The sequence below is a fragment of the Streptomyces sp. CBMA156 genome, from assembly GCF_014596515.1.
Classification (GTDB): domain Bacteria; phylum Actinomycetota; class Actinomycetes; order Streptomycetales; family Streptomycetaceae; genus Kitasatospora.
The window spans coordinates 1-21159 of record NZ_MSJQ01000290.1; the positions used below are offsets into that span (position 1 = coordinate 1).

At 75.3% G+C, this 21159-nt stretch carries 11 protein-coding genes; 8 read left to right on the top strand and 3 right to left on the bottom strand.

Annotated features, from left to right (window positions below; all coding sequences use genetic code 11):
• The 3 genes from BU198_RS24910 to BU198_RS24920 form a co-directional block, all read left to right on the top strand.
• Positions 1-1476: non-ribosomal peptide synthetase (locus BU198_RS24910; RefSeq protein ID WP_188299099.1), on the top strand; the 1476-nt coding region annotated here is incomplete at its 5' end.
• Positions 1477-1531: 55 nt separating this feature from the next.
• A complete protein-coding gene (locus tag BU198_RS24915; RefSeq protein ID WP_188299100.1) occupies positions 1532-7147 on the top strand; it encodes a non-ribosomal peptide synthetase/MFS transporter in 5616 nt (1871 codons plus the stop codon).
• On the top strand, positions 7144-10266 hold the full coding sequence (locus BU198_RS24920; RefSeq protein ID WP_188299101.1) for a non-ribosomal peptide synthetase: 3123 nt from the start codon (positions 7144-7146) through the stop codon (positions 10264-10266). The genes BU198_RS24915 and BU198_RS24920 overlap by 4 nt, the downstream gene beginning before the upstream one ends.
• A gap of 105 nt (positions 10267-10371) precedes the next feature.
• On the opposite strand, the gene BU198_RS24925 is transcribed toward BU198_RS24920, so the two are convergent.
• Both BU198_RS24925 and BU198_RS24930 read right to left on the bottom strand, forming a co-directional pair.
• A complete protein-coding gene (locus tag BU198_RS24925) occupies positions 10372-13437 on the bottom strand; it encodes an AMP-binding protein (protein WP_188299115.1) in 3066 nt (1021 codons plus the stop codon).
• Positions 13438-13860: 423 nt separating this feature from the next.
• Positions 13861-14853 carry a LacI family DNA-binding transcriptional regulator gene (locus BU198_RS24930; protein WP_188299102.1) on the bottom strand — a complete coding sequence of 331 codons (993 nt, stop codon included), beginning with the start codon at positions 14851-14853 and terminating at the stop codon, positions 13861-13863.
• Between the two features lie 125 nt (positions 14854-14978).
• Here BU198_RS24930 and BU198_RS24935 point away from each other — a divergent pair, with 125 nt between their 5' ends.
• The 5 genes from BU198_RS24935 (at position 14979) to BU198_RS24955 (ending at position 19417) form a co-directional block, all read left to right on the top strand.
• Positions 14979-15917, top strand: coding sequence for a ribokinase (locus BU198_RS24935; protein ID WP_188299103.1), 939 nt, complete (start codon positions 14979-14981; stop codon positions 15915-15917).
• 135 nt (positions 15918-16052) lie between these two features.
• Complete coding sequence (locus BU198_RS24940) at positions 16053-17399, top strand: NtaA/DmoA family FMN-dependent monooxygenase (protein WP_188299104.1); 1347 nt, start codon at positions 16053-16055, stop codon at positions 17397-17399.
• A gap of 40 nt (positions 17400-17439) precedes the next feature.
• Positions 17440-18027: a flavin reductase family protein gene (locus tag BU198_RS24945; protein ID WP_188299105.1), complete on the top strand. Its 588-nt coding sequence runs from the start codon at positions 17440-17442 to the stop codon at positions 18025-18027.
• Positions 18020-18445, top strand: a complete 426-nt coding sequence (locus tag BU198_RS24950; RefSeq protein WP_188299106.1) for a riboflavin kinase — start codon at positions 18020-18022, stop codon at positions 18443-18445. The genes BU198_RS24945 and BU198_RS24950 overlap by 8 nt, the downstream gene beginning before the upstream one ends.
• A 219-nt stretch (positions 18446-18664) precedes the next feature.
• Positions 18665-19417, top strand: coding sequence for a nicotinamide riboside transporter PnuC (locus BU198_RS24955; protein ID WP_188299107.1), 753 nt, complete (start codon positions 18665-18667; stop codon positions 19415-19417).
• A 201-nt stretch (positions 19418-19618) separates the two neighbouring features.
• Here the strand turns inward: BU198_RS24955 and BU198_RS42505 are convergent, their stop codons facing one another.
• The gene (locus BU198_RS42505; protein WP_223244903.1) at positions 19619-21121 is read right to left on the bottom strand and encodes a hypothetical protein; all 1503 of its coding nucleotides are present in this window, start codon (positions 21119-21121) and stop codon (positions 19619-19621) included.
• Positions 21122-21159 lie beyond the last annotated feature (38 nt).

Consider the following 21159-nt stretch of genomic DNA (forward strand, 5'->3'; position numbering starts at 1 on the left):
CCGCTCGACCCGGGCCACCCCGCCGAGCGGCTCGCCTTCCTGCTCGCCGACTCGGGCGCCGGCCTGCTGGTCGCCGACCGGGAGCCCGCCCCCGAGGTGCTCGCGGCGGCGCCGGCCGTGCTCCGGCTCGACGGCGACCGCCCCGGCCCCCGGCCGGAGGCGGCCCAGGACCGGCCCGGGCCGCTGGCCTACGTGCTGTACACCTCCGGGTCGACCGGGCGGCCCAAGGGCGTGGAGATCGGGCACCCGGCGCTGGTCAACCTGCTGACCTCCTTCGCGGAACGGCTCGGCTCGGGCCGGCGGCACGTCTGGCTCGGCCTGACCTCGCTCTCCTTCGACATCTCCGTCCTGGAGCTGCTGCTGCCGCTCGTCACCGGCGGCCGGCTGGTGCTCGCCCCGGAGGGCGCCGCGCTGGACGCGCCGGGCACCGCCGAACTGATCCGGCGGGAGGGCGTCACCCACCTCCAGGCGACCCCGTCGGGCTGGCGGGTGCTGCTCAGCGCCGGGCCGCTGCCGGCCGGGCTGACCGGGATCGTGGGCGGCGAGGCGCTGCCGCTGCCGCTGGCCCGCGAACTGCGCGGCTCCCTCGACCGGCTGATCAACGGCTACGGCCCGACCGAGGCGACCATCTACGCCACCTGCGCCGAGGTCCCCGCCGGAGCCGACGCCGTGGTGATCGGCCGGCCCGTCCCCAACACCAGGGCGTACGTCCTGGACCCGGACGGCCGTCCGGTGCCCGCAGGGATCCCCGGCGAGCTCCACCTGGGCGGCCAGGGCGTCGCCCAGGGCTACCGGGGGCGGCCCGAACTCACGGCGGAACGTTTCGTCGAGGACCCGTTCGCCGGCGGCCGGATGTACCGCACCGGCGACCTCGTCGCGTGGACCCAGGACGGCGAACTGGAGTACCACGGCCGGATCGACGACCAGGTGAAGATCCGCGGCCACCGGATCGAGCTCGGCGAGATCGAGGCCGCGCTGCTCGACCACCCCGCCGTCGCCGCCGCGGCCGTCGCGGTGCACCAGCCGGACGAGGGGGAGCCGGGACTGGTCGGCTACCGGGTGCCCGCGCCCGGCAGCGCCGAGCCCACCGACGCGGAGCTGCGGGACCACCTGCTGCGCACCCTGCCCGCGATCATGGTGCCCCGGCAGTTCGTGGCCCTCGACCGCCTGCCGCTCACGTCCAGCGGCAAGCTCGACCGGCGCGCGCTGCCCGCTCCGCCGCGCCCGGAGGCGGCGGAGCCGGCCGAGGCCGGCGACGAGGTCACCGCGACCGTGCTGGCGATCTGGCAGGAGGTCCTCGGCACCGACGACATCGGCGCCGAGGACGACCTCTTCGACCTCGGCGGCCACTCGCTGACGATCATCCAGATCACCGCCCGGATCCGGGACGCGCTCGGCGTCGACCTCGCCTTCGACCTGTTCTTCGACGCCTCCACCCCGGCCGCCCTGGCCGCCGTCGTGCGGGAGCGGCGCTGACCGCCGCCGAGCGCCGCTCCGTGCCCGCCCCCTCGCATGCCCGAATGGACTGCCGATGACCGACACCCAGGACCTGCCCGCCGACTGGTCCGACACCAAACGATCCCTGCTCGCCCAGCGCCTGCGGCGGGCCGCCGCCCCGGTGCGGGCGGTCGAGCCCCGCCCGGAGGGCACCGCGCCGCCGCTGTCCAGCGGGCAGGAACGGCTCTGGTTCATGGACCAGTTCGCACCCGGCGGGACGGCGTACACCCTCGCGCCCGCCCGGCGGCTGCGCGGACCGCTGGACCGCCCGGCCCTGGACGCCGCGCTGACCGCCCTGGTGGAGCGTCACGAGGCGCTGCGGATGACCTTCCCGGTCACCGAGGACGGCAGGGCCGAGGTCCTGGTCGCCGGACCCGGCCCGTTCGCCGCCACGTTCGTCGACGCCTCCGGCGACCCCGACCCCGGCCGAAGAGCCGCCGAGGAGATCGGGGCGCTGACCGCGATCCCCTTCGACCTCGCCGCCGGGCCCCTGCTGCGGGCCCTGCTGGTCCGGCTCTCCGACCAGGACCACGTGCTCGCCCTGGTCATGCACCACATCGTCGGCGACGGATGGTCCATCGACATCCTCAACCGGGAACTGGACCTGCTCTACGACCGGTACGCCCACCAGGCCGACCACGAACTCCCGGCGCTGCCCGTCCAGTTCGGCGACTACGCGCGCTGGCAGCGGGACCGGCTGGACAGCGGCGCGCTGGCCGCCTCCCGGGACTACTGGCGCACCGAACTCGCCGACGTCCCCGCCCTGGAACTGCCCGCCGACCGCCCCCGCCCGCCGCTGCTCACCTTCGACGGCGCCGCCGTCGAACTGCACTGGAGCCCGGAACTCGCCGGCGCCGTCGCCGAGTGCGCCCGCGCCCACGGGGCCTCCGCCTACATGGTGCTGATGGCCGGACTCCAGACCCTGCTCGCCCGGCACACCGGCCGGCGGGACTTCGCGATCGGCTCGGCCGTGGCCGGCCGCCTCCACCGCGAACTGGAGCCCGTGGTCGGCGCGTTCGTCAACATGCTGCCGATCCGGGCCCGGCTGGCGGACGGCACCACCTTCGGCGGGCTGGTCGGCCGGGTGCGGGAGACCACGCTCGACGCCTACACCCACCAGGAGGTGCCGTTCGAGCAGATGGTCGCCGACCTGGACATCGAGCGGGACGTCAGCCGCTCGGCGGTGTTCCAGGTGACCTTCGCCTACCAGAACTACGGCGACCGCGCGGCCGCCGCCACGCCCGCCGCCCCCGCCGAGGGATTCGGGCACGCGGCCACCACCAGCCACGCCGACCTCGCCTTCTACCTGCGGGAGAAGAAGGACGGCGGGCTGTTCGGCCTGATCACCTACCGCACGGACCTCTTCGACGCCGGCACCGTGCGAGGGCTCGCCGAGCGCTTCGAGGTCCTGATGACGGCCGCGACGGCCGACCCCGGCCGGCCCGTCGACGAACTGCCGGTGCTGACCGCCGCCGAGCGCCGCGACGCCGTCGACGGCTGGGCCGCCGGCCCGGCCCTGCCCGAGGACGGACCGCGGACGCTGACCGCCCTCCTCTCGGTCGCGGCCCGGCAGGCGGGCGACAGCCCGGCACTGGTCTTCGAGGACGAGACCGTCACCCACCGCGAACTCGACACCAGGGCCACCGCCCTGGCCCGACGGCTGCGCGCGCTCGGCGTCGGCCCGGACGACCGGGTGGCGGTCTGCCTGGAGCAGTCGCCGGACCTCGCCGTCGCACTGGTCGCCGTCCTGAAGGCCGGCGGCTGCTACCTCCCGCTGGACCCGGAACAGCCGCCCGCCAGGCTCTCCCACCTGGTGGCCGACGCGGACGTCCGGGTGCTGGTGACGGACTCGGAGCTGCGCGCCTGCTTCCCCGGCCACACGGGCGCGGACCTGCTCGTGGACCGCGTCGACCTCGCCCCGGACGACGAACCGCTCCCGGAGGCCTCCGGACCCGACGACCTCGCGTACGTCATCTACACCTCGGGCTCCACCGGGCAGCCCAAGGGCGTCGCGGTGCAGCACCGCGAGATCGTCAACTACCTGACCGGCGTGCGGGAACGGCTGCGGATCGAACCCGGCGCCCGCTACGGGCTGCTCCAGTCGCTGTCCTTCGACTTCAGCATCACCATGCTCTACACGGCGCTCGCCACCGGCGGCCGGGTGCACCTGCTGCCGCGCCGCATCGCCGGCGCCGAACTCGCCGAGCAGATCGAGACCGCGCGGCTCGACTACCTCAAGATGACGCCCTCCCACCTGGCCGCGCTGTCCGCCGACGCCCCGGTCGAGCGCCTGCTGCCGCGCCGGGCGCTGGTGCTCGGCGGCGAGGCCTCGTCCTGGGCCTGGGCCGCCGACCTGGCCGCCCGCGGCCGGTGCGCGGTGTTCAACCACTACGGCCCGACCGAGGCGACGGTCGGCGTCACCGTCCACGAGGTCCTCCCCGGGGAGCACGGCCCGGGCAACACCCCGATCGGCACCCCGCTCGCCGGCGCGCGCTGCTACGTGCTGGACGGCGACCTGCGGCCGGTGCCGCCCGGCGTGACGGGGGAGCTGTACCTCGGCGGCGAGCGGCTGGCCCGCGGCTACCTGGGCCGCCCCGACCTGACGGCGGAACGCTTCGTCGACGACCCCTTCGCCGACGGCCGGATGTACCGCACCGGCGACCTGGCCCGGTGGCGGCCCGAAGGCGCGCTGGAGTACCTGGGACGCGCCGACGACCAGATCAAGGTCCGCGGCTACCGGGTCGAGCCCGGCGAGATCGAGGCCGCGCTCACCGCGCTGCCCGGCGTCGCCCAGGCCTTCGTGACCGTCCGCGGTGAGGGCATCCGGCAGAACCTCGTCGCCTACCTCGGCCGCGCGGGCGACACGGCCGTCCCGGCCCCGGCCGACCTGCGGACCGAACTCGGCACCGTCCTGCCCGACTACATGGTCCCCGCCCGGTTCGTCGTCCTCGACCGCCTCCCGCTGCTCGCCCACGGCAAGGTCGACCGCAGGGCCCTGCCCGAGCCCGAGGACGCCGCCCCGGCCGGCGGCCACGTCGAACCGGAGGACGGCACCGAGGCCCTGATCGCCACGATCTGGGCCGAGGTGCTCGACGTCGCCAGGGTCGGCGCCCTGGACGACTTCTTCGAGATCGGCGGGCACTCGCTGCTCGCCACCCAGGTCGTCGCCCGGCTGCGCCGCGCCTTCCCCGACCTGCCGACCCCGGTCGGCGTGATGGACCTCTTCCGCTTCCCGACCGTCCGCCAGCTCGCCGGGCTCGTCGCCGACCCGGACGCCGACCGGGGCCCGGCCGGGCTGCTGCACCGCCTCACCCCCGAACGCCGCCGCACCACCGGCAGCGTGGTCTGCGCGCCCTACGGCGGCGGCAGCGCGCTGATCTACAAGCCGCTCGCCGACGCCCTGCCCGACGACTGGGCCCTGCACTCCATCGCCGTCCCCGGACACGAACTCGGCGAGGAGCCGATGGGCGTCGAGGAGGTCGCCGACCGGTGCGCCCGCGAGATCATCGAGAACGTCGAGGGCCGGATCGTGCTGTACGGGCACTGCGGCGTCGGCGTCCGCCTCGCCGTGGAGATCGCCCGCCGGGTCGAGGCCGCCGGCCGGGAGATCGACGCCGTCCACCTCGGCGGCATCTTCCCCTTCGCCCGCCCCAGGGGACGCGGCGCGGCGATCGGGGAGCGCTGGGCCGAACTCCTCGACCGGATGCGCAGCGACCAGGACATGATCAACGGCCTGGCGGCCGCCGGGATGGACACCGACGAACTGGAACCGGAGCAGCTGCGGCTGATCGTCCACAACCGCCGCACCGGCACCAAGGACGTCGAGCGCTACTTCACCCGGATGTTCGGCACGGAGGGCGGACGGATCAAGGCCCCCGTCATCGCGGTCTGCGGCGAACGCGACCCGGCCACCGAGTTCTACCAGGAGCGCTACCGCGAGTGGCACCGGCTCACCGGCACCACCGCCGTGGTGGTGCTCGACGAGGCCGGCCACTTCTACCTCAAGTACCGGGCCGCCGAACTCGCCGCCATCGTCACCGGCGTCCACCGGTCGATCGCCGCGGGGGAGGAGGACCGCCACCGCAGGACCGACGGCGCCACCTGGTGGCTGGCCGGGCTGTCCAGGGCCGGGTCCGCCGGGGACAGCCTCATCGCCGGGGACAGCCTCGTCGCCGGCGCCGGAGGACCGGTCCCGGCCGGGCCGGACGCGCCCGTCCGCCCGACCATGCGCCGATTCCTCACCGTCGCCTCCGGGCAGCAGGTGTCGATGATCGGATCGGCGCTCACCGAGTTCGCCCTGCCGGTCTGGATCTACCTGCGCACCGGCTCCCTGGCCCAGTTCGGCCTGCTGGCCGCCTGCGGCCTGGTGCCCGGCATCCTCGCCGCCCCGCTCGCCGGCGCGGTCGTCGACCGCGGCGACCGGCGCCGGACCATGATCCGCGGCGACATCGCCGCCGGCGCCACCCAGGCCCTGCTGCTCCTGCTGTACCTCACCGACAGCCTCCAGGTCTGGCACGCCTACGCGCTCATCGCCGTGCTCTCCACAGCCCTCACCTTCCAACGGCTCGCCTGGAACGCCGCCGTGCCGCAACTCGTCCCCAAGCGCTACCTCGGCCGGGCCAACGGCGTCGTCCAGATGGCCTTCGGCCTCGCCCAGTTCCTCGTCCCGCTGTTCGCCGTCGGCATGCTCGCCGCGATCGGACTCGGCGGCATCCTGGTCCTCGACGTGACCAGCTACGTGTTCGCCCTCGGCGTCACCCTGGCCGTACGGTTCCCCGACATGATGGGCTCCACCCGCAGGGAGAGCATCTCCGCCGAGATCCGCGAGGGCTTCCGCAGGGCCCTCGGCAGCCGGCACTTCCGGGCGATGCTGCTGTACTTCGCCGTCCTGAACGTCTTCCTCTCCCCGCTGTTCCTGCTCACCACCCCGCTCGTGCTCTCCTTCGCCCCGCTCGCCGCCGCCGGCTGGGTGTCGACCGCGGCCGGCCTCGGCGCCGTCCTCGGCGGGATCACCCTGCTCGTCTGGGGCGGACCGCGGCACGGCAGGCTGCGCGGGGTGCTGCTCGCCACCCTCGCCGTCGCCGCCGCCTGCCTGCTCACCGGGCTGCGCCCGTCGGTCTGGACGGTCGCCCTCGGCGCGTTCGGCATGACCTTCGCGCTCGCCCTGCTCAACGGCTCCTACGCGACCATCGTGCAGACCAAGGTGCCGCTGCGCTTCCACGGCCGGGTGATCGCGGTGAACACCATGGTCGCCTGGTCGACTCTGCCGGTCGGCTTCGCCCTGATCGCCCCGTTCGGCCCCGGGCTGCTCCAGCCGCTGATGGACCACGACGGCGCCCTCGCCACCACCGTGGGCCGGCTCACCGGCACCGGCGACGGCCGCGGCATCGGACTGCTCTACCTGCTGTTCGGCCTCGCCATGGCCGTCCTCGCGCTGGTCTGCCTGACCGTCCCGGTGCTGCGCCACTTCGACCGGGACGTCCCGGACGCCGAACCCGACGACCTGATCGGCCTCCAGACCATCCAGGACCGGACCGCCGGCCCGGCGGGCACCGCAGAGGCCGCAGAACCCGCAGGACTGGCAGACGCCGCAGCCACCGCGGCACCCACCCACCCGCACCGCTCCGAGACCGAGGTGACCGTCCGGTGAGCACCACCCACCCGCTGACCGCAGAACAGCGCCGGCTCTGGTTCCTCCAGCAGCTCCACCCGGACGACGCCAGCTTCAACATGTACCTCAACCGGCGCTGGACCGGGCCGATCGACCCGCAGGCCCTGCGCACCGCCCTGAACCGGCTGACCGAGCGGCACGAGATCCTCCGCACCCGCTTCGTGTACGCCGGCCCCGACGACGCGGAGCCCGTCCAGCTGGTCCAGCCCCCGGCCGGGATCGACCTGGTCACCCTGCGACTGCCCGAGGGCGCCACCGAGTCCGACTTCACGGACGCCTGCCGCCCGTACGTCAACGCGCCGTTCGACCTCGCCGCCGCGCCGCCGCTGCGCGCCACCCTGATCAGCGCGGGCGAGCGGGAGCACGCCGTCAGCGTCGTCGTCCACCACGTCGTCGCCGACGGCTGGTCCTTCCGCACGATGTGGCGCGAACTGCTCGCCCTCTACCGCGAGGCGATCGGCGAAGCCCCCGCGGGCCTTCCCGAACTCGCCCTCCAGTATGGCGACTTCGCCCGCGCCGAGCAGGCAGCGACGGGCGGTGCGGCGGGCGAGGAGGCGTTCCGGTTCTGGGCCGACCGGCTGGCCGGCACCGGAGCGCTGCGACTGCCCTTCGACCGGCCGCGACCGCGCAACCCCGCCAGGCCCGCCGGGTTCGTCACCGTCTCCCTCGACCCCGCCCTGACCACCGCCCTCGACCGGTTCGCCCGCCAGGAGCGGTGCACCCCGTTCATGGTGCTGCTCACCGGCTACCAGAGCGTGCTCGCGCGCTGGACCGGCTGCCGGGACTTCGTCGTCGGCACCCCGCTGGCCGGCCGCACCGAGGCCGCGCACGAGGCCCTGGTCGGCTACTTCAACCGCACCGCGGTGATCAGGTCCGACCTGACCGGCGACCCCGACTTCCGCACCGCGCTGAAGCGGACCAGGTCCGCCGCGCTCGCCGCCCTGAGCCGCCCCGACGCCCCGGCCGAACGGCTCGCCGCCCACCTCGGCCTGCCCCCGGACGCCGGAGCCGGGCCGCTCTACCAGGCCGTCTTCGTCCACCAGAGCCAGTACGAACTCGCGGACGGCGCCGGCGAGCCCGACCTGCCCGCGGGCGTGCGCACCACGAGCATGGACTCCGGCTTCGAGCAGGCCAAGACCGACCTGCTGCTCGACAGCTGGCGCACCGCCGACGGCGGGATCACCCTCTCCTTCTGCTACGACCGCGAGCTGTTCGACCGGGAGACCGTCGAGGCGCTCGGCGAGCGGTGCCGCGAGCTGTACGCGCGGATCGTCGAGGACCCGGAACTCCCCCTGCACGGAGACTGGTTCGTCGGAGCGCGGGAGCGGGCCGAGCTGCTCGCCCTGGGCGCCGGACCGGACGCCCCGGCCGGCCTGCGGACGGTGCTGGAGCGGTTCGCCGACCAGGTCGCCGCGCGGCCAGGGGCGCCGGCCCTGGAATGTGACGGACGGACGCTGTCCTACGCCGAACTCGACCGACGCTCCACCGAACTCGCCCGCCGGCTCGGCCCGGTGACGGGTCGGGTGGTCGCCGTCGCGATGGCGCCCTCCCCCGACCTGGTCGTCGCTCTGACCGCGGTCTGGAAGGCCGGCGCCGCCTACCTCCCGCTCGACCCGGCCCACCCCGAGGAGCGGCGCGCCCTGATGGTCCGCGAGGCCGGCGCCGTGCTCACCCTCACCGGCGCGGACCTGCCCGGGCCCGGGACCGGCGACCTCGCCCCGCCCGACCCGGCCGGCCCCGCCTACGTCCTCTACACCTCGGGATCCACCGGCACCCCCAAGGCCGTCGCCGTCGACCACCCGGCGGTGTCCGCCCGCGTCGACTGGATGGCCGGCCCGGACGGCTACGCGCTGGGCCCCGCCGACCGGATCGTCCAGTTCGCCTCGCTCGGCTTCGACACCCACGTCGAGGAGATCTGGCCGGCGCTGGCGTCCGGGGCGTGCGTCGTGCTGCTGCCCGGCGGCGGGCGGACCCTGCCCGACCTGCTGGACGGCCCGTCCGGCCGGTCCGTCACCGTGCTGGACCTGCCGACGGCCTACTGGGAGGAGCTCGTCGCCCTGGGCGAGCAGACCCGCTGGCCGCAGGCGCTGCGCCTGGTGGTCATCGGGGGCTCCGAGGTGCGCCCCGACCCGGTCGACCGGTGGCGCCGGCGGCACGGGGACGCCGTCCGGCTGGTCAACACCTACGGGCCCACCGAGGCCACCGTGATCGTCACCGCGGCCGAACTGACGGCCGAGGACACCGCGCACCGGCCCCCGCTGGGCCGCCCGCTGCCCGGGGTCAGGCTGCACGTGCTGGACGAGCACGGCGGGCTGCTGCCCCGGGGCGCCGAGGGCGAACTGCACATCGGCGGCGCCGGCCTGGCGCGGGGCTACCTGGGCCGGCCCGACCTGACCGAGGCGGCCTTCGTGCCCGACCCGTTCACCGGCGGCACGATGTACCGCACCGGTGACCGGGCGCGGTGGCGGCCGGACGGCCGGCTGGAGTACCTGGGGCGCGGGGACGGGCAGCTGAAGCTGCGCGGCTACCGGATCGAGCCCGCCGAGATCGAGTCCGCGCTGACCGCGCACCCGGGCGTCGCCCAGGCCGCCGCGCTGGTCCGCGACGGCCGCAGGCTGCTGGCGTACGCCGTCCCAGGCCCGGGCGCCGAACCCGGCCGGGACGAACTGCGCGAGCACCTTGCCGTGCGGCTGCCCGCGTACATGGTCCCGGACACCGTGGTCGTGCTGGACCGGCTGCCGCTGACCCCGAACGGCAAGCTCGACCCGGCGGCGCTGCCGGACCCGGGGACGGCGGCGGGCCCCGGCTACGTCGCCCCGCGCACCGACGCCGAGCACCTGGTCACCGAGCTGTGGCAGGAGGTCCTCGGGGTGCCGAGGGTCGGGGTGTTCGACGACTTCCTCGCGCTGGGCGGGGACTCCCTGCTGGTCACCAGGGTCGCCGCGCGGATCCGGTCCGGGCTCGGCCTCGACGTCCCGATCAGGGACGTGTTCGAGAGCAGCACGCCGGCCGCGCTCGCGGGCCGGATCGAGGCGCTGCTGATCGCCGAGATCGACGCGCTCAGCGAGGACGAGGCGTCCGGGCGGCTCGTCGGCTGAACGGCCGGGGCCCGGCTCCGCGGAGGGCGGAGCCGGGCTCCGGTGCGTCCGGGCTCCGGAGGCGCGGGCGGTCCGCAGGGCGGACCGCCCCTGGTCACGCCCCGGTCACACCCCGGCGGCCCCGGCCAGCGCCGCGTCGAGGTCCTCGGCGAGGGCGGTCACCGCCGCGGCGTCGAAGGCGTGCTCGTTGTAGCGCAGCCAGCACCGCAGCCCGCCGTCGGGCTGCTCGGCGACGGCCAGCTCCGGGACGTGCAGGTCGCCGCCGGGCAGCGGGTACGGCACGGTGGCGTTGCGCGGCAGCTCCCAGGCCGCGCAGGCCACCCCCGGCAGCTGGGCCGGGGCGCTCCAGCTCTCGTACCGCAGCCAGGCCGCGAACGGCGCCCGCGGGCTGAACTCCGCGAACGGGTACAGCTGGTGGTCCAGCGCGGCGGTGGCGGCGGTGCGCACCCGGTCGAGCAGCTCGGCGAAGCCGGGCGAGCCCGAGGCGTCCACTCGCACCAGCAGCGACTGCACGAAGCAGCCGACCGCCCGCTCCGCCTCCGGCCTCGTCCGGCCCGGCACCGGCGTCATCAGGACGAGGTCCGGCTGCCCGCTGCGGGCGGCCAGCAGACCGCTCCACACCGCCGCCACCGCAAGGAACGGGGTGGCCCCCAGCTCCGCCGTCCTGGCCCGCAGCGCGGCGGCCCGTTCCGGCGCCACCGTGAAGGCGTGGGCGGCGCTCAGCACCACCTCGGTGTGCCGGCGGCCGGGGAACGGGTCGACGGCCGCGGGCGCGTCCGCGAGCGCCGCGGCGAAGTGCGTCCGGGAGACCGGCCAGTGGGCGTTCGACCACTGCACCAGCTCGCGGTACTCCGGCCCCGGGCGGACCGCCGGGGCCCGACGGCCGTGGCGCAGCGCGGAGTACAGCACGCCCAGGTCGCGCAGCAGCACGCCCAGCGACCAGCCGTCGCTGACGAGGTGGTGCACCGACAGCAGGACGACGTGGTCCTCCGGCCCCCGGCTCACCACGGCCAGCCTGGTCATCGGGTCCGACCCGACGTCCGTCAGCCGGTCGCGCACCGCGACCAGCCGCGCCGACACCTCGTCGTCGCTCGCGCCGGGCGCGTCCACCAGCACCACGTCCGCGCGCGGTTCGTCGTCCAGCACCGCCCGCAGCACGCCCGGTTCGGCCCCGGGCACCGGGACGAACCCGGTCCGCAGCGCGGGGTGCCGCCGCACCGCCTCGTACAGCGCCTCGCGCAGGACGTCCGTCCGCAGGGCCTCCGCCACCCGGAACATCACTGCCACCGAGCCGACGTTGCGGTCCGGGGCCTCGGCCATCCAGCGCAGGAAGTTCTCCTGCTGGGAGGTGAGCGGAAGGTCGTGCGGCTGCGCGCGCAGCGAGCGCAGGAAGGGCGGGACCTCGGCCCCCTCCGGCTCGGCCGGCCCGGCCGGAGCGGCCTCGGCCCCCTCCAGCCAGGCCGCCTGGGCCCGCAGCGAGGGGCGCTCGAAGACCAGCGCCGTACGGGCCGGGACGCCGAACTCGGCGGAGATCGCGGCGGCCAGCTGGACCGCCCGGAAGGAGTCCCCGCCGAGGGCGAAGAACTCCTCCTCCACCGCACGGACCTGGCGCCCCAGTACGGTCCGCCACAGGCCCGCGAGGGCGAGTTCGCGCTCCGTCTCCGGGGCCCTGCCGGTCACCTCGGCGGGTTCCTCGAACGAGGTCCGCAGCAGGTGCTTGACGACCTTGCCGCTCGGGTTGCGCGGCAGCGAGTCCAGGACCAGGACGCGCACCGGCAGTTCGGGCCTGGCGAGCCGCTCGCTCAGGAAGACCCGCAGGGCGTCCAGGTCGATCCCGCCCGGCATCGGGACCACCGCGGCCACCGGTACCTGGCCCATCACCGGGTGCGGCACCCCGAGCGCCGCCGCGTCGGCGACCTGCGGGTGCTCGTGCAGCACCGCCTCGATCCGCAGCGTCGAGACCTTCAGCGCACCGGACTTGACGATGTCGCTCTCCCGGTCGACCAGGTGCAGGAAACCGTCCCCGTCCAGCCGGCCGAGGTCGCCCATGCGGACCCAGCCGTCGCGGAACACGGTGCCGGGGCCGGGGCCGGCCCCGGCGTACCCGCGCGGCGGGCCGGGCTGGCGCAGCCAGATCTCGCCGGTCCCGCCGGGCGGGACGGGCTCCCCGGCGTCGTCCAGGATCCGCAGGTCGGCCGGGTCGGTCGGGCGGCCCACCGAGCCGGGCCGGCCCGGGTCCACGACCGCGGAGATCTGGGCGGGGGCGGCCTCGGCCGAGGTGTAGGTGTTGACGACCGTCGCCTTCGGCAGGGCGGCGGACAGCCCGGCGGCGACGGCGGGCGGGAGCGCGGCGGCGGTCGAGCTCACCAGCAGGACGCTGCCGAGGTCGCGCCGGCCGGCGACCCCGGAGTTCAGCAGCTCCACCGCCATCGACGGCACCAGGAACACCGTGCCCGCGCCGTACTCCTCCACCACCCGGCCGAACTCCTCCGCGTCGAAGCGCGGGAGGCAGATCGTCGTGGGCTGCGCGACCAGGGCGTTCACCAGGACGGCTTGGGCGGCGTTGGTCCCGATCGGGAAGGCGTGCACCGCGTGCCGCGAGTGCGCGTACGGGCGGGGGCGGGGGTTGAGGAGGAGGCCTGCGGTCAGGCTCGCGTGGGCGGCCCGGACGCCCTTCGGGGTACCGGTGGTGCCGGAGGTGCCGACGATCTGGGCCAGGTCACCGGGCTCGGCCGGGTGCGGGGGCTCGGCCCCGGCCGGTATGCCGTGCGCTTCGAGCTCCTCCGGCCGGAAGGTGGGCAGCGTGGTGCGCGGGCCGCTCCCGGCCACCGCCCAGCGCGCCCCGGTGACCTCCACCAGCCGCTCCACGTCGTCCCCGGCCAGGTCCTCGCGGATCACCAGCCCGGCCGCGCCCGCGTAGTGCGCGGCCAGGAACGCGACGGCGTAGGCGTCCCACTCCCGGTTGGCGAACAGCAGCGCCACGGTGTCCCCCGGCCGTACGCCCGCCGCGGCCAGGCCGTGCGCGGTCCGGACGGCCCGCTCGCGCCACTCGCCGTAGGTGAGCGCGCCACCGCCCGGTACGAGCAGTGCGGTGCGCTCGGGGTGGACCGCGGCCCGGTGGTCCAGGAGCGCCGGGAGCGTGAGGGGAACGGGGACGGTCTGGGCGCTGATGACGACTCCCGGAAGGGGTGCGGGGGCAGCGGGGGCACGGCGGAGGACAGCCGGCCGCTGATTGGTCCAGACCGTATCGGAATCGTGAAGGGAGGCGCCAGATCCGTTTCACGGATCGTCACGTCCTGGGGCCTGGAGGCACAGAGGGGTGGAGGGCCGCCGGGCGTGCCGTGCGGCAACGGGGCCTCGGGGCGGACGGCCGGCGGGGTGGGGGAGTGACGGTCCGTTCGGCGGCGGTCCGTGACGCGCGGTCCAGGCGTCCGGCGTCCCGGGCCTGGCCGGAAGTCCTCCCCGTGCCGTCGGGGTTCCGCGTCGTCGGGGCCGCCTTCCGGCCGGTCACCGGCGGTGCCCCGGCGGCCGGTTGGCCGGCCGTGGGCCGGATGGGAGCAGTGCCCCCGTCTGGCGGGCGCCGGCCGTCCCGCGTCAGGCGTTCGCGTCCGTGGAGGAGCGCACCACCAGCTGCGGCGCGAAGCGCTCCACGCTCTCCCGGCGTTCCCGTGACGGCGCCTGAAGGAGGGTCAGCGCCCGCTCCGCCATCGCGGCGAGGGGGTGGCGGATGGACGTGATGGGCGGGTCGAGGAGTTCGAGCATCTCGGTGTCGTCGAAGCCGGTGACGGCGATCCGGCCGGGCACGGGGACGGCCGAGCGCTGGAGGGTGCTGACCAGTCCCACCGCGAGGACGTCCGCGCCGCAGACGACGGCGTCGATCAGGCCGTGCTGTTCGGCGATGCGGCGGCCCGCGGTGCGGCCGGCGTCGGTGGTGAAGCTGGGCAGCAGGACGGTGGTGGCGTCGGCGCCGCGGGCCCCGGTGAAGGCGGCGAGGCGTTCCGCGCCGGAGGAGGAGCCCTGGTCGGCGGCGACCAGGGCGATCCGGTGGCGGCCGAGGCCTTCGAGGTGGTCCAGGAGCAGCCGCATCGCGGCGGTGTTGTCCAGGGTGACGGCCACCGTGCCGGAGCCGGTGGCCCAGCGGTCGAAGAGCACGACCGGGGCGCGCTGGGCGGCGGCCCGGACGGCGGGGCCCGAGGCACCGGCGGAGACCGGGACGACGAGCAGGCCGTCGACCCGGCCGCCGAGCAGGGTCTCGATCTGCTCGGCCTCGACGGCGGGGTCGTTGGCGGCGTCGGAGACCACCAACTGCCCGCCCGCGGCGCGGACTTGCTGGGCGATGGCGTCGGCGAGCTGGACGAAGTACGGGTTGGCGAGCGAGGGCACGACCACGCCGACGGTGCCCGTGGTGCCGGTGCGCAGGGCGCGGGCAGAGTGGTTGGTGCGGTAGCCGAGGTCCTGGGCGGCCTCCTCGACGCGGCGGGCGAGCTCCGGGTCGACGTTGCGCGGGGTGCCGGCCAGGACGCGTGAGGCGGTCGCGCGGGAGACGCCGGCGGCCGCGGCCACGTCGAGGAGTCGGGGCGCTGTCACGTGGGCGGGTCCTTAGTGGTCGGATTCGGTCTCGGCTGAGCGGGCGGAATGCGCAGCACGAGGGTACTTGACGGTTTCCGGAGGCTGGGCCACAGTGTGGGAGATCGATCTCCCAAGGAGTGCGGATGCCGCTCATCACTGTCGTCGGTTCGGTCAACCGCGACCTCGTCCTGACCGTCGAGGACCTGCCGCGCCCCGGCGAGACCGTGCTCGCGCGGGGCTTCGTCGAGGGCGTCGGCGGCAAGGGCGCCAACCAGGCCGTCGCGGCGGCCCGGCTCGGGTCGCGGGTACGGCTGGTCGCCCGGGTCGGTACGGACGCCGGCCCCATCCTGCGGGCGCTCGCCGCCGAGGGCGTCGACGTCGAGGCGGTGCGCCCGGCGCCGGAGAGCACCACGGGGATCGCCTCGGTGGTGGTCGACCGGGCCGGCGAGAACACCATCGTGGTCAACCCGGGCGCCAACGCCGCCCTGTCGGTCGCCGACCTGCCGGAACGGCTGGTCAGGGCGGCGGGCGAGGTGGTCCTGGTGCAGCACGAGATCCCCGCCGAGGTGGTCGCCGCCGCCGTGCTGCGGGCCGGCGGACAGGGCGGTACGGTCGTCCTCAACCCGGCCCCGGCCAGGCCGGTCGCCCCCGAGGTGCTGTCCGCCGTCGACGTCCTCGTGCCCAACCTCGGCGAACTCGCCACCCTGCTCGGCGCGGCGCGACCCGCCGGCCCGGACGGGGCGCGCGACCTGCTGGAACGGGCCGACTTGCCCTGCCGGGCCGTCGTGGTGACGCTCGGCGCGGACGGGGCGCTGGTCAAACAGCCCGGCCGCCCGGCCGTGCACCTGCCGGCCCCCGTCGTGGACGCCGTCGACACCGTCGGCGCCGGCGACACCTTCTGCGGTGCGCTCGCCGACTCCCTCGCCCGGGGCGCCGGCCTGCTCGCGGCCGCCGAACGCGCCGTCCGCGCGGCCTCGCTGGCCGTGACCGGCCTCGGTGCCCAGTCCTCCATGCCGTCCGCGGCGCAGCTCGACACGGACACCGCCGTGCTCGACGCCCCCGCCGTCGCCGTAGCACCCTGACGGGACCGGTCACCCCACCTCAGGTTCCCCCGCTCCACCGCGCCACACCCTGTTCCCCCTGGTTCCCCCTGGTTTCCCCCCACCCTCCAGTCCCCCCTGGTTCCCCCGCATCACCAGTTCAACGGAGAACAACCCATGCGCAACCTCAAGCTCGGACTGTTCGAGAACGCCCAGACCAACGCGAGCGGCACCGCCACCTGGCGCCACCCCGACAGCCGCCGGCACCTGTTCGACACCCTCGGGTACTGGCGCGAGATCGCGCAGCTCTGCGAGGACGCCAAGCTTGACTTCCTGTTCCTGGCCGACGCCTGGGGCTGGTCGGAGATCGACGGGGTGCGCCCGCCGATCGCCACCGAGGAGACCCTCGACCTGCCGCGCCTCGACCCGTTCGTGATCGCCTCGGCGCTGCTGGCGAGCACCACCGACCTGGGCCTGGTGGTCACCGGCTCGGTGCTGGTGGAGCCGCCGTACGCGTTCGCCCGCCGGCTGGCCACCCTGGACCAGCTGTCCGGCGGCCGGCTCGGCTGGAACATCGTCACCACCGGCACCGCCGACACCGCGGTCAAGGCCTTCGGCATGGAGATGGTGGCGCACGACGACCGCTACAAGATGGCCGAGGACTTCCTCGACCTGGTCTACAAGTACTGGGAGGGCGCCTGGGAGGCGGACGCCCTGGAGAAGGACAAGGCCGGCCGGTTCGCGGACCCGGCCAAGGTGCACCAGGTCGAGCACGACGGCCCGTACTTCCGCTCGCAGGGCTACGGCAACACCGCCCGCTCCCCGCAGGGCACCCCGGTGCTGTTCCAGGCCGGCGCCTCCCCGGCCGGGCGGCGGGTCGGCGGCCGGCACGGCGAGTGCATGTTCGTCGGCAGCGGCTCGGTGCAGCAGCTCGCCGGGCACACCGCGGCGATCCGCGAGGAGGCCGTGCGGGCCGGGCGCGGCGCCGACGAGGTCAAGGTGATGTCGGCGTTCTCCTGCGTGGTCGGCGCCACCACCGCGGACGCCGAGCGCCGCTGGCAGCGCGTCCTGGACGCCCAGCGCCCCGAGGTCACCGTCGCCAGCTACGCCATGTTCACCGGCCTCGACCTCTCCTCGTACGCACCGGACACCCCGATGACGGAGCTGTCCACCGAGATGTCGCAGACCCAGGTCGCCCGCTTCGCCGGCAAGACCGTCGGCGACGTCCTCGCCGACTGGCACACCCACGGCGTCGGCGCCCGTCCGGTGGTCGGCACCGCCGAGGAGATCGCCGACGAGATCTGCGCCCTGGCCGAGGGCGCCGACCTGGACGGCTTCCTGCTCTCGCCGACCGTGCAGCCGGCCTCCACCACGGAGTTCGTCGAGTCGGTGCTGCCGATCCTGCGCGCCCGGGGCGTCTTCCGCGGCGAGTACGCGGCCGGCGAGTCGCTGCGCGAGCGGCTGACCGGCGCGTCCGACCCGGCCCTGCCGGCCAGCCACCCGGCCGCGCGGTACCGGCACTGACCCACCCCAGCCGCGACGACACGAGAGGACGGCGACGACCATGGTCACTCCCGCCCACCACCCGAACCCGCCCGCCGTACCCGCCGGGCCGCACCCGGCGGCACCGGGCGACCCGGAGCAGCCGAACGCGGCGGCCTCGGACGCGGACCGGCTGAACGCCGCGGTGCTGCGCCAGGCCTTCGGGGCCTACCCCACCGGCGTGGTCGCGCTCGGCGCGCTGCGCGACGGCGAGCCGGTCGGGCTCGCGGTGAGCTCCTTCGTGTCGATCTCGCTGGAGCCGCCGATGGTCGCGGTCAGCGTGGCCCGCACCTCGACCACCTGGCCGAGGCTGGGGGAGGCGCCGGTGCTGGGACTGAGCGTGCTCAGCCGCGGCCAGGGCGCGCTCTGCCGGCGGCTGGCCTCCCGCGAGGGCGACCGCTTCGACGGCACCGGGTGGCGGACGACCCAGGACGGCGCGGTGCTGATCCACGACGCGGCGCTCTGGCTGACCGCCCGGGTGTACGCGGAGTACGACGGCGGCGACCACGAGATCGTCCTGATGGAGCTGCTCACCGCCGAGCTGTTCCCCGGGGTGGAGCCGCTGGTCTTCCACACCAGCCAGTTCCGTGAGCTCACCCCCCATGGCTGACGTCCCGACGACCCCCCTGGCCGGCACCGTGGTGCACGGCGCCGGCCGGGGGACGGGGCTCGGCTTCCCCACCGCCAACATCGCCCCCGACCCCGGCACGCCCCTCCCGCCGCCCGCGATCTACAGCGGCTGGCTGGCCCGGCGCACGACCGGTACCGTGCACCGCGCGACGATCAGCATCGGCACCAACCCCACCTTCTGCGACACCTCCGAGATCCACACCGAGGTGTACTGCCACGACGCCCCGGGCGACCTGTACGGCGAACACATCGACCTGTGGTTCGTCGCCCGCATCCGGGGCACCGAGAGGTTCGCCTCGGTCGACGAGCTGCTGCTCGCCGCCCGGGAGGACGTCCGCCGCTCCGAGGCCCTGCTGGACTCCGAGCGCGGACGGCACGTCCTCGCCGGCCTCTCCTGATCCACCGGCACCACCCTCCCCGGAATCTCCCCGGAAGCCCCCTCATCCCCCGGGGCGCCTCCGATCCACCCGCACCACCCTTCTCCCTGCCCGGCGCGCGGGCCCGCCCCACCGGGCCCGCGCGCCCTGAGCCACATGCCCGGTCGGCCCCGCTCCCCCCGCTTCGGCGGGGCCGACCGACCTCCCCCACCTCGCTCGGCACGAACAAAGGTGTGAGTCATGAGCGCATTCCACTGGCTGAACGAGCAGTTCAGCTTCTTCGGCCTCCCCGTCTACTGGTCCGACTTCTTCGGCAACATCCTGGCGCTCGCCACCGTCTGGCTGGCCCTGCGGCGCTCGCTGGTGGCCTGGCCGGTGCAGATCCTCGGCTCGGTGCTGCTCCTGATCGCCAGCCTGAACGTGCACCTCGGCGGCAACGCCGCCCGGCAGATCGTCATCATCGTGTCGGCCTCCTGGGGCTGGGCGACCTGGAAGCGCAGCCGCGAGCAGGAAGGCACCATCAACGTCCGCTGGGCGTCGTGGCAGGAACGCGTGGTGCTGGCGGTCGCGATGGTGCTGGGGACGGCCGTGTTCGGCGCGGTGCTGAAGGGGTCGGACGCCTCCTTCTACCCCGGTGCGCCGTGGTGGATGGTCCTCGCGGACGCCTGGATCTTCATCGGCTCGATCCTCGCCATGTACAGCCAGGCCCGCCGCTACGTGGAGTTCTGGTTCGTCTGGCTGGCCGTCGACCTGGTGGGCGTGCCGCTCGCGGTCCACTCCGAGCTGTACTTCTCCGGCATCGTCTACGGGATCTTCTTCGTGATGGTGCTGCTCGGCATCCGCGACTGGGCGTCCCGCAGCAAGCCGCAGGAGATCGCCTCGCCACTGGAGCCCGCCGTCCTGGTCGAGGGCCGGAACGAGGCCGGGGACGAGACCGGGGACGAGGCCCGGCAGGGCGGCGACCCCGCTCCCCGCGTCGGCGCGGCCGACTGACCGTCGGCCACCGCGCCACGGCACACCGAACCAGCGGGCCGGCCCACCCCCGGGGGCCGGCCCGCGCTGCGCTCGGCCGCGCCCTCACCAGCGGCGAGTTCTCCGGCGGCAAGGCCGGGGCCGCCGCCTGGCTGGAGCGCATCGGCTTCGAGGTGCGGCGGATCAGCGCCCCTCCGGAGAGCTGACCGGCACCGGCGCAGCTCAGCGACGGTAGGGGGCCAGGACCGGGTCGGTGGGCTCGATCGCCAGGTAGGTCTCCGCGGTCCTGGCCTCCAGCAACTCCTGGACCAGATCCGGCGGTTCCGGGCGGAAGCCGGTGCCGACCGGGCCTTCCGGTGCTCTCTCCGCCTCCCCGTAGGCGTCGGCCATGTCCCGCTTCGTGCGCTGGAGCAGTTCGTGCTCGCGGTCGTAGAACGTCCGGCGGGCCCGCCGGCTCCGTTCCTCCCGCCGGTCGTCCTCGTCCAGGCCTGCGAGCGGCACGTCCGGCGGGAACACCGGCTCGTCGGCCGGCACCTGCGCCTGTGCGCGGTGCAGGGCCGCGCACGCCGCGTACAGACCGCTGGACATGCCGAGGTGCAGACCCACGCCGGGGATGCGGCCGACCAGGAAGGTCCGGGCGCCCTCCATCCGGTCCGCCCATGCGTCCGGAACGCCGTGCCGCCGCGGGGACTCGCGCAGGTGGCGGGTACCGGTGTCGAACTCCAGGGGCAGCGTCCGGTTCGCCCCGGACCTGGCCCGGCCCTCACGGTGCCCGGGTCCGCTGAGACGGATCATCCGCCGGTCCTGCACCGCCCCGAAGGCGAGGGCCTGGTAGACGAGGAGCTGCCGGCGTGCCACCCGGAGGAGCGCGTCCGGTGAGGAGGGGGCCTGTTCCTCGTCGTCGCCGGACGGGGGGTCGGGCAGGTGGTGGACGGTGCCGCCGCCGGGCGGGGGGAGCACGACGGCGGTGTTGACCATCATGAACAGCGGGTCCTTCTCCCAGCGGTCGGCCCGCGGCAGGGAGGTCCCGCACAGGACCTGCCGGTGGGGCAGGGCCATCGCGGCCGAGCCGCCGTCGAGCTGCTCCTGGCCCCTGCTCAGCCACTCCTGTCCCAGGTGCTTGCGGCCCTTGGCCTCGATCAGCCAGGGCAGCTCCTCACCGGGATGGTTGCCGTACAGGTCCGGCAACTTCTCGGACGCGCCGGTGAACTCCGGGACACCGCCGCCCTCCAGATGGACGGTCGAGGGCAGGCCGGCCATGCCGACGGTCAGCCACTGGGCCATCGTCATGCCCAGGTGGTAGCCGAAGGCGCTGTGGGCGCTCCGCTCGGTGCCGTGCCGGTACACGGCGCTCACGAACAGGCGCCGCCCCGCTCCCTTGCCGGCGGGCGCCGGGAAGTCCCGCAGGGACAGGTACGCGTGGAGCGGGGAGACCCGGGCGACGAGCTCGTTGACCGCCAGCGAGGGCGTCCGGCGCAGCCAGGGCGTGAGGTCCCGGCCCACGCTGGTGGCCGCGTCGACGAGCTGGCGCCAGGTCGTCGTCACCAGGTACTCGCCGTCCCCCGGCAGGCCGTGGGCGTGCGGCCAGGGCTGTGCGGCCTTGGTCCATCCCGGCTCCCGCCACCGCGTCAGGTCACCGTCGGAGCGCACGCGGACCGGGATGTCGAGGGCGTCGTCCAGCGTGAACGTGAAGTCCTCGGCGTTCGAGGGCGGGGTCATGGCCATGGGCACGAGCCTGCCACGGCCGGAACCGGACGAGGTGA